General features: G+C 67.6%; 11 protein-coding genes. 9 read left to right on the top strand and 2 right to left on the bottom strand.

What is annotated here, in order from left to right; genetic code table 11:
- Nucleotides 1-139: 139 nt before the first annotated feature.
- Nucleotides 140-1,738 (bottom strand): peptide ABC transporter substrate-binding protein, encoded by a 1,599-nt coding sequence (locus tag AC3XYG_RS15505; RefSeq protein ID WP_489140743.1) that lies wholly within the window; start codon nt 1,736-1,738, stop codon nt 140-142.
- A gap of 220 nt (nt 1,739-1,958) precedes the next feature.
- Here AC3XYG_RS15505 and AC3XYG_RS15500 point away from each other — a divergent pair, with 220 nt between their 5' ends.
- The gene (locus AC3XYG_RS15500; protein ID WP_489140742.1) at nt 1,959-3,164 is read left to right on the top strand and encodes a CaiB/BaiF CoA transferase family protein; all 1,206 of its coding nucleotides are present in this window, start codon (nt 1,959-1,961) and stop codon (nt 3,162-3,164) included.
- Between the two features lie 105 nt (nt 3,165-3,269).
- Nucleotides 3,270-3,728, top strand: a complete 459-nt coding sequence (locus AC3XYG_RS15495; protein WP_489140741.1) for a hypothetical protein — start codon at nt 3,270-3,272, stop codon at nt 3,726-3,728.
- A gap of 104 nt (nt 3,729-3,832) precedes the next feature.
- Here the strand turns inward: AC3XYG_RS15495 and AC3XYG_RS15490 are convergent, their stop codons facing one another.
- A complete protein-coding gene (locus tag AC3XYG_RS15490) occupies nt 3,833-4,057 on the bottom strand; it encodes a hypothetical protein (protein ID WP_489140740.1) in 225 nt (74 codons plus the stop codon).
- A 338-nt stretch (nt 4,058-4,395) separates the two neighbouring features.
- Here AC3XYG_RS15490 and AC3XYG_RS15485 point away from each other — a divergent pair, with 338 nt between their 5' ends.
- The 7 genes from AC3XYG_RS15485 (at nt 4,396) to AC3XYG_RS15455 (ending at nt 8,028) form a co-directional block, all read left to right on the top strand.
- Nucleotides 4,396-5,262, top strand: coding sequence for a dienelactone hydrolase family protein (locus AC3XYG_RS15485; protein ID WP_489140739.1), 867 nt, complete (start codon nt 4,396-4,398; stop codon nt 5,260-5,262).
- 135 nt (nt 5,263-5,397) lie between these two features.
- Nucleotides 5,398-5,925, top strand: a complete 528-nt coding sequence (locus AC3XYG_RS15480; protein ID WP_489140738.1) for a DUF2975 domain-containing protein — start codon at nt 5,398-5,400, stop codon at nt 5,923-5,925.
- A gap of 6 nt (nt 5,926-5,931) precedes the next feature.
- Nucleotides 5,932-6,168, top strand: a complete 237-nt coding sequence (locus AC3XYG_RS15475; RefSeq protein WP_489140737.1) for a helix-turn-helix domain-containing protein — start codon at nt 5,932-5,934, stop codon at nt 6,166-6,168.
- 141 nt (nt 6,169-6,309) lie between these two features.
- On the top strand, nt 6,310-7,116 hold the full coding sequence (locus AC3XYG_RS15470) for a MipA/OmpV family protein (protein ID WP_489140736.1): 807 nt from the start codon (nt 6,310-6,312) through the stop codon (nt 7,114-7,116).
- Between the two features lie 45 nt (nt 7,117-7,161).
- Nucleotides 7,162-7,362, top strand: coding sequence for a hypothetical protein (locus AC3XYG_RS15465; RefSeq protein WP_489140735.1), 201 nt, complete (start codon nt 7,162-7,164; stop codon nt 7,360-7,362).
- The gene (locus AC3XYG_RS15460; protein ID WP_489140734.1) at nt 7,359-7,505 is read left to right on the top strand and encodes a hypothetical protein; all 147 of its coding nucleotides are present in this window, start codon (nt 7,359-7,361) and stop codon (nt 7,503-7,505) included. Before AC3XYG_RS15465 ends, AC3XYG_RS15460 begins: the two co-directional genes overlap by 4 nt.
- 337 nt (nt 7,506-7,842) lie before the next feature.
- Nucleotides 7,843-8,028, top strand: a complete 186-nt coding sequence (locus AC3XYG_RS15455; RefSeq protein WP_489140733.1) for a DUF6726 family protein — start codon at nt 7,843-7,845, stop codon at nt 8,026-8,028.
- Nucleotides 8,029-8,062: the final 34 nt, after the last annotated feature.

The following is an 8,062-nucleotide window of genomic DNA, read 5'->3' as shown; positions in this document are numbered from 1 at the left end:
CCGGAAGCGGGGCCTGCCCGATCAGAAACCTTAGAGTCCGTTTGGAAATGCGCTGGCGTGAGTCGGCTGGTGGTGGTTTCGAGAACCGGAGCGCAGCCGCCATCAGACGGCCGTGCCAGTAGCATTTACAGGCGGTCTCTCAGCGTTCGACCGACAGCCAGCGGCTGAGATGGTTGTCGAGCACGTTCGGCTGCCAGCCCTTCACCGCCGGCGAGAGCATCCGTTTGCTGGTGTAGAAATAGATCGGGATGATCGCCTGGGCGGCCATGAAGGTCTGTTCGGCCTGGGCCAGCAGCTGACCGCGCTTGGCCGGGTCGGTCTCGACCACCGCCGCGTCCATCAGCTTGTCATAGGCCGGGTCGGCGTAGTTCGGGTAGTTCTGCTCACCGCTGGTGCTGCGGAACAGGTCGAGGAAGTTGCTGGGATCGTCGAAATCGCCGATCCAGGATGTCCGCCCGAAATCCTTGTATTCCTTCTTACGCAGGGCGCTCTGCATCGTGCCCCACTCAAGATTGGTCAGCGTGGTGTCGACCCCGAGCTTCTGCTTCCACATGGCGCCGATGGCGACGGCGATCTTCTTGTGGTTCTCGGAGGTGTTGTAGCTGATCTCGACCGCCAGCGGATGGTCCGGGCCATAGCCGGCCTTGGCGAACAGCGCCTTGGCCTCGGCATCGCGCTGGGCTTGCGTCTCCTTCGCCTCCTTCGGCTCCCAGGCGGCGAAGCTGCTCATGCCCGGCGGCACGAAGCTGTAGGCCGGCAATTCGCCGCCCTGGGTGATCTTCGCCATCAGCACGTCGCGGTCGATCGCCAGCGACAGGGCCTGACGCAGCTCCGGATGGCTCTTCCAGGGCTCATGGGTCAGGTTGACCGTGTAGTAGTAGGTGCCGATGTAAGGCTCGATCTGCACCTGGTCGGCCATCGTCTGCTTCAGCTCGGGGATCTGCTGGCTCGGCAGGGTGTAGGTGTAGTCCAGCTCGCCCGCCTTGAAGCGCTGCAGCTCGGCATCGACATCCTCGGTCACGAAGTAGCGGACGGTGTCGATCTTGACGCTGGCCGCGTCGTGGAAGTTCGGGTTCCGGACCAGCTTCACATGCGATTGCGGCACCGCCTCGGCCAGCATGTAGGCGCCGTTCGAGACGAAGTTGCCCGGCTTGACGAAGTCGTCACCGTATTTCTCGACATCGGCCTGGGCGAGCGGGAAGGTCGCGTGATGGGTCAGCGTCGCCAGGAAATACGGCGTCGGGCCCAGCAGCGTGACCTCGAGCGTGTGGTCGTCGATCGCCCGGGCGCCCAGCGTGTCGGCCGGCTTGGTGCCCTGGCGGATCTCCTTGGCGTTGACCACCTGGTCGATGAAATAGGCGTAGGGGCTGGCGGTCTTGGGGTCGAGCAGCCGGCGCCAGGCGAAGACGAAATCACCCGCTGTCACTGGCGTGCCGTCGGACCATTTGCCGTCGGCGCGCAGCTTGAAGACATAGGTCTTGCCGTCGTCGGAGACGGTCCAGCTTTCGGCCGCGCCCGGGACCGGCTGGGATCTGGCGTCGAGGGTCAGCAGTCCTTCCAGCAGGTCGTTCTGGATGTTCCCCTCGGTGATGCCGGAGGACCGCTGCGGGTCGAGCGATTCCGGCTCCTGCCCGTTGCCGACATTCAGCACCATCTCCGCCATCGCCGCCTGCGACACGCCGCCCAGCAGCGCTGCGGCGAGCAGCCCGCGAACGAGAATCCTGGAGAAGCCTTGCATGGGTTGTCCCCCCTGTTGTGGCCGCACCCAAATCGATTAGCGCCAAATCGATTGGCGGCTGTGGCCCGGGCGCCAAGGCTATGGCCTGGACCACCGGTCCGTCCCTGCCAAAACGGAGGATGGTCTTAACCCCAGGTCATGACTGGGCCGAAGGGTCCGGATTGCGGCCCCTGCCCTGCCTGGGCTAACCAGGAGGACTGGATAAAGGGAGTTCCCAGGAATGACGGACAGCCCCGCCGGCGCCTTGGCCGGCCTCAAGGTGCTCGACCTGACCCGCGTGCTGGCAGGCCCGAGTGCGACCCAGATCCTGGGCGACCTCGGCGCCGACGTGGTCAAGGTGGAGCGGCCGGGCGTCGGCGACGACACACGGAAATGGGGCCCGCCCTTCCTGCAGGACGCCGACGGCGCCGACACGACCGAGAGCGCCTATTACCTCAGCGCCAACCGCAACAAGCGCTCGATCGCCATCGACTTCACCCGGGACGAAGGCCGCGCCCTGCTGCGCCGGTTGGTGGCCGAGGCCGATGTGCTGGTCGAGAACTACAAGCTGGGCGACCTCGCCCGCTATGGCCTCGGCTATGACGACCTGAAGGCCGAATTCCCGGGGCTGATCTACTGCTCGATCACCGGCTTCGGCCAGACCGGCCCCTATGCCCCGCGCGCCGGCTACGACTATCTGATCCAGGCCATGGGCGGGATCATGAGTCTGACCGGCCCGGTCGACGGCGAACCGATGAAGGTCGGCGTCGCCGTGGCCGATCTGATGACCGGCACCTATGCCGCGATCGGCATCCTGGCCGCGCTCGACCACCGCCGCCGCACCGGCCAGGGCCAGCTGGTCGACTTGGCGCTGCTCGACACCCAGGTCGCCTGGCTGTCCAACGCCGGTCAGTACTATCTGACCTCGGGCGTGCCGACGCCGCGCTACGGCAACGGCCACCCGACCATCGTGCCGTACCAGGCGTTCCGGGCGGAGGACGACTATCTGATCCTGGCGATCGGCAACGATTCCCAGTTCGCCAAGTTCTGCGAGGCCGCCGGCCGGCCGGACCTGGCCACCGATCCACGCTTCGCCACCAACCAGGCGCGGGTGCGCCACCGCGACGTGCTGGTGCCGATCGTCGCCGGGCTGATCGTCGAGAAGCCGCGCGCCCATTGGCTGGATACGCTGGAAAAGCGGCAGGTGCCCTGCGGCCCGATCAACACGCTCGACCAGGTGTTCGCCGACCCGCAGGTCGCCGCACGCGGGATGCGGATCGAGATGCAGCATCCGCTGGCCCCGGAGCCGATCACCCTGATCGGCAGCCCGATCAAGCTGTCGGCCACACCGGTCGCCTATCGCCATGCCCCGCCACCCTGCGGCGCCGATGGCGACTCGGTGCTGCGCGACTGGCTCGGTGAACCGAAAGCGGGTTCGCCCCGTTAACAACAATTGAGGCTCTGTTCACGAGCCGTCGAGGCGCGCACGCCCAATATCGGGTGTGCGTGCGAGGCGCCCTATGCGCCGGCGCCGCCAAGATGGAGTAGAGACATGGCCAAAGCAGTCCTGGCGGCATCCGCCGCCACCCTGGCCGCGCTGCTGATCGCAACGCCGGCCTTCGCGCAGGACACGATCGTGCTGCAGCAGCCGGCCCCGGTGGTCGTGGCCCCGGTGCCGACGGCCGTCATTGTCGAACCGCGCCTGGCACCGGTTGGGACACCACCGATCCATGCCCCGGTCTCGGCCGTGGCCGGCGGGATGTCGCCGGCCAATCCGGGCGACTATGCCACCGACTCGCCGATCACCGTGACCGGCCGCATCGATGGCGTGTCCAACCGCGACGGCGTCACCTCGTTCCGACTGCAGACCCGGACCGAGGCCTGGACCGTGGTGGTCCCGGCCGGTGAGGCCGGCAGCTTCGCCAATGGCCGGTCGGCCACCGTGGTCGGCTATCCCCATGACCAGATCCGCAACCAGCTGCTGGCGCAGAGCGTAACGGCCGGCGGCTGACGCGACGCACGTTCACGGGGCTGAACCGCAGATAAAAAAACCCCGGCGTCGAGGCCCGACGCCGGGGTTCACATGAACGATCGCTGGAAGGGGGAGAGAAGCGATCAGTTCACGGTCGTGGACGACGCCGCCGGCGCCGTCGAGGTGGTCTTGTGGTGCGTCCGAGCATGCTTGGCATGCTTGGCGTGCTTGGTCGTGTGCGCCGTGTGGTGCGCCGCCTTGTGGGTGGCCGCCGGGGCGGTGGTCGCATCCGTTGTCGCCGCGGTCTGGGCGAAAGCGGCAACAGGCAGGGCCAGCGTCATGATGCCGGCGAGAATGAACTTGCGCATAGTGTGGGCTCCCCAGGGGCCGTAATCGAAAGGCACCATCCCGTAGTGCCGACCAACAAGAGAACGCCATGAATCGGGGGTGCGGAGCATGTTAATTCCACGTAATCCTCCTAAACTCTTCGTAAGCTTTCAGCCAAGGCTGCGAAGCGCCGTTGAAACTGCTGTGATCCCTTGAGACCCCGGATGCGGCGCCGTTGCGATCGCGATGCGACGCTGTCGCGATCGCCAATGCGACGTTGTCGTGATCGACAGGTCGTCCGCCCCTTCGTTATCGTCCTGGGCGACGCTGATCCCCGGCCGCGCCGGCCGCCTGTTCTGTCGACCACGAAGAGGGCCCGATGACCGACTTCGCCTCCGACATCCAGAGCCTGAAGCATTCCACCGCGCTGTCCCGCCGCGGCTTCACCATGACCTCGCTGATCGCGGGCTTCGCGCTGGCCACCCAGCCGGTCTCGGCCGCCACCATCACCACCGACAGCGAGGGGCTGGAGGCCGGCGAGGTCCAGGTGCCGGTCAAGGACGGGCAGATCCCGGCCTATCGCGCCAAGCCGAAGGCCGGCGCCGCGGCGCCGGTGATCCTGGTGGTGCAGGAGGTGTTCGGCGTGCATGAGCACATCAAGGACATCTGCCGCCGCCTGGCCAAGCTGGGCTACTACGCGATCGCGACCGAGCTCTATGCCCGCCAGGGCGACGCCAGCAAGGTCAGCGACATCAACCAGCTGATCTCGACCATCGTCTCCAAGGTGCCGGACGCCCAGGTGCTATCCGACCTCGACGCGTCAGCCGCCTTCGCCGGCACCGATGGCGGCGACGCCGCCCGGCTGGGAATCACCGGCTTCTGCTGGGGCGGCCGGATCACCTGGTTGTATGCCGAACACAACCCGGCGCTGAAGGCTGGCGTCGCCTGGTACGGCAAGCTGGTCGGCCAGGCGACCGAGCTGCAGCCGACCAACCCGATCGACCTGGTTGCCGACCTGAAGGCCCCGGTGCTGGGCCTGTATGGCGGTGCCGACCCGGGCATCCCGGCCGACACAATCCACCAGATGGAGGCCGCGGCCAAGACGGCCGGCAAGACGGTCGAGATGGTGATCTATCCGGACACGCCGCACGCCTTCAACGCCGACTACCGGCCGAGCTATCGCCAGGGCCCGGCCCAGGATGGCTGGAAGCGAATGCAGGCCTGGTTCCAGGCCCACGGCCTCTGATTGTCCCGTGCAGCCGTCGGGGCCGGCACCCGGCCTCGACGGGCATATTATCGAAAATCGATAAATCCTTATTGACGTTCGATATGGATCGACTCATGATCGGGTCCGTGATTCGACAGTGATGAGTCTTGATCCATGAACCGCGTCGCGCGCTTCTCCAGCGTGCTCCGTATCGCCGTCACGGCCCTGGCGTGGCTAATCCTGGTGGCGACGCCGCCGTTCCTGGTCTGGGTGGCGTTCTACGGCAATGCCGATCTGTCTGACGATGTGAATGTACCGGTGTCGGAGCTGCCGCTGCTGCCGGTGCTGTTGTTCCTGGCCATGTACACGCTGCGGTCGGTGCTGATGGTGGTGGCGCTGTTCTCGCTGCGCCGGATCCTCAACCATTTCGGCCGGGAGCAGTTCTTCACCCGTGAATGCGTCACCGCCTTCCGCCGCATCGGCCTGCAGCTGGTGGGGCTGGCGCTGGTCGATGTGCTGACGCCGGTTGTGTCCTACCTCGCCCTGCTGGCCACCGAGCCGCGGTTCGATCCATCCGAAATCTGGATCCTGTTGACCGATCTTCCCTTCATGCCGTTGGTGGGAGGCCTGTTCGCCCTGATCATGGCCCATGTCCTCGGACAGGCGGCCGATCTGGCCGAAGATGCAGCCCTGACGGTGTAGCCCCGGATGCCGATTGTCGTGCGCCTCGATGTCCTCCTCGCACAGCGGAAGATGAGTTTGACGGATCTGTCCAATGCGGTTGGGGTCAGCATCCCCAACCTCTCGATCCTGAAGACCGGCAAGGCGCGCGCCATGCGGTTCTCGACCCTGATCGCCCTGTGCCGCCAGCTGGACTGCCAGCCCGGCGACCTGCTCGAATTCGTGCCGGGACCGGAGGACGATGAGCCCCCGACTCCGGACTAGCCGCCCGGCCTGAGCCGGAGGTCCACCCCAATACCCACGACAGAGACCCAGCGAGGATCGTCATGATCGCCCGCAACACCCGTCCCATGCCCATCCACTAGCGCCTGCCGCCAGCCCTGACTGCTCTCCCAGCGAGGATCCATGATCGCCCGCACCGCCCCTGCCTTGTCCGCCGTCCTCCTGCTGGCGACCCTGGCGCCCGCCGCCGCCCAGACCTCCGCTGTCCAGACCGACCCGGGCCTGGCCGGGTCCGATGTCATCGTCGGCCTCGGCATCGCCGGAGGCTTCGCCCCGAGCTATGAGGGCTCGAAGCACTATCGGGCCGTGCCGGCCCCGGCGGTCAGCCTGTCCTGGGGCGACACGCTGGTGATCGACAACACCACCGCCCGGCTGAACGTGATCAACACGCCCTGGCTGCACGCCGGCCCGCTGGTCGACTGGCGCTCCGGCCGCAAGGAGGATGACGACCGCCACCGGCTGCGCGGCCTGGGCGACATCGACGATTCCGTCGATCTCGGCGGCTTCGCCCGGGTCGGGTTCGGCAACTGGTCGGCCGGCGTCACCGCGCGGCAGGATGTGCTGAACCAGGGCGGCGCGCTGGTCGACCTGACCACCGGCTATGCCTTGCCGGTGTCGGACGCGCTCACCCTCTCGCTCGGCGCCGATGCCACCTGGGCCAGCGACGACTACATGTCGGCCAATTTCGGCATCACCCGCCGGCAGGCCCAGCGCACGGATTTCAAGACCTTCGATGCCGGCGCCGGCTTCAAGAACGCCGGGCTGTCGCTCGGCGCCAACTATGCCCTGAGCGAGCGCTGGGGCGTCGGCGCCGTCACCGGTTACGAGCGCCTGCTCGGCGATGCGGCCGAGAGCCCGATCGTCAAGCAGGGCGGCTCGCCCGACCAGTATTACGGCTTCGTCAGCATCACCTACCGCTTCGGCCTGTAACGCCGGGGCTCAAGCCAGGGGAGTCGGATTGCGATGATCCTTCGGATGTGCCGTTCCGTCCTGCGCGGCATGGCCGCTGCTGTGGCCAGGCTGGCGGGGCGGCCCCGCCGCCGGGTCCGGGTGCATGTCGTCCGGCTGCTGCCGCTGTCCGGCCCGATCCGCCGGCCGCTGGTGGCGCCGGTGCGGTCCGGGGCCGCCCGGATGACCGCCGATTTCATCCTGCGCCGCCGGGCCCGCACGCCATGACCCTCGCCCTGCTCTGGCTCGGCGGCATCCTGCTCTCCACCGTGCCCTATCTCTGGGCCTACGCGCTGTGCCGCGTCGCCCGGGATGGCCGCCCCGCATCGTCCTTCAACCGCGAACCGCCCCGCCACACCGGAGGCCCCTGATGCTGACCTTCCTCCACCTCGCCCTCCGCCGCATCGCCGGGCCGGAGATCTGTCCCAGGCCCGGCCGGCCCCGGCGGGAAACCGTCCGGACCCGCAGCGCGGCAAAATGCCCCTCGCCACCCCTGCCAAGCCGGTGCGCAGGCCATCCGGACTGCGGGTCGTCGAGTCGGCCCCCGCCGCCTGACACCATCGATCGGAACCAAGCTGGATCTCTGCCGGTTCAACGCCATCTATAGGGGTAGGGCCGACACTGCTGGACGATCGCGAAACCGGGTCCGTTCGCACCAGGACGGATCCAGGCGGCGCCGATGCCGCCGGCAATGAAGGACAAGATATCGTGACCCATCACAACCGCCGCCGCATGATCGGCCCGCTGCTGCTCCTGGCCGCAGCGCTCGGCCTGTCCGCCTGCGGCGTCGTGGCGGCGCCGTTCCGCGTCACCGGCGCCGTGGTCAAGGCCGTGCCGATCGTCGGCCACCCCGTCGCCGCCCCGTTCGACGCGACCGGCGACGCGATCGACTGAGACCCCGGCGACTGAGCCGCCACGCAGACAGGAC

The organism is Inquilinus sp. (assembly GCF_057815775.1).
This window is presented reverse-complemented; position numbering and strand designations above follow the sequence as displayed.

Coding starts and splice junctions, on each gene's coding strand:
- AC3XYG_RS15505 (WP_489140743.1), bottom strand. CDS start 1,738: ATGCAAGGCTTCTCCAGGATTCTCGTTCGCGGGCTGCTCGCCGCAGCG.
- AC3XYG_RS15500 (WP_489140742.1), top strand. CDS start 1,959: ATGACGGACAGCCCCGCCGGCGCCTTGGCCGGCCTCAAGGTGCTCGAC.
- AC3XYG_RS15495 (WP_489140741.1), top strand. CDS start 3,270: ATGGCCAAAGCAGTCCTGGCGGCATCCGCCGCCACCCTGGCCGCGCTG.
- AC3XYG_RS15490 (WP_489140740.1), bottom strand. CDS start 4,057: ATGCGCAAGTTCATTCTCGCCGGCATCATGACGCTGGCCCTGCCTGTT.
- AC3XYG_RS15485 (WP_489140739.1), top strand. CDS start 4,396: ATGACCGACTTCGCCTCCGACATCCAGAGCCTGAAGCATTCCACCGCG.
- AC3XYG_RS15480 (WP_489140738.1), top strand. CDS start 5,398: ATGAACCGCGTCGCGCGCTTCTCCAGCGTGCTCCGTATCGCCGTCACG.
- AC3XYG_RS15475 (WP_489140737.1), top strand. CDS start 5,932: ATGCCGATTGTCGTGCGCCTCGATGTCCTCCTCGCACAGCGGAAGATG.
- AC3XYG_RS15470 (WP_489140736.1), top strand. CDS start 6,310: ATGATCGCCCGCACCGCCCCTGCCTTGTCCGCCGTCCTCCTGCTGGCG.
- AC3XYG_RS15465 (WP_489140735.1), top strand. CDS start 7,162: ATGTGCCGTTCCGTCCTGCGCGGCATGGCCGCTGCTGTGGCCAGGCTG.
- AC3XYG_RS15460 (WP_489140734.1), top strand. CDS start 7,359: ATGACCCTCGCCCTGCTCTGGCTCGGCGGCATCCTGCTCTCCACCGTG.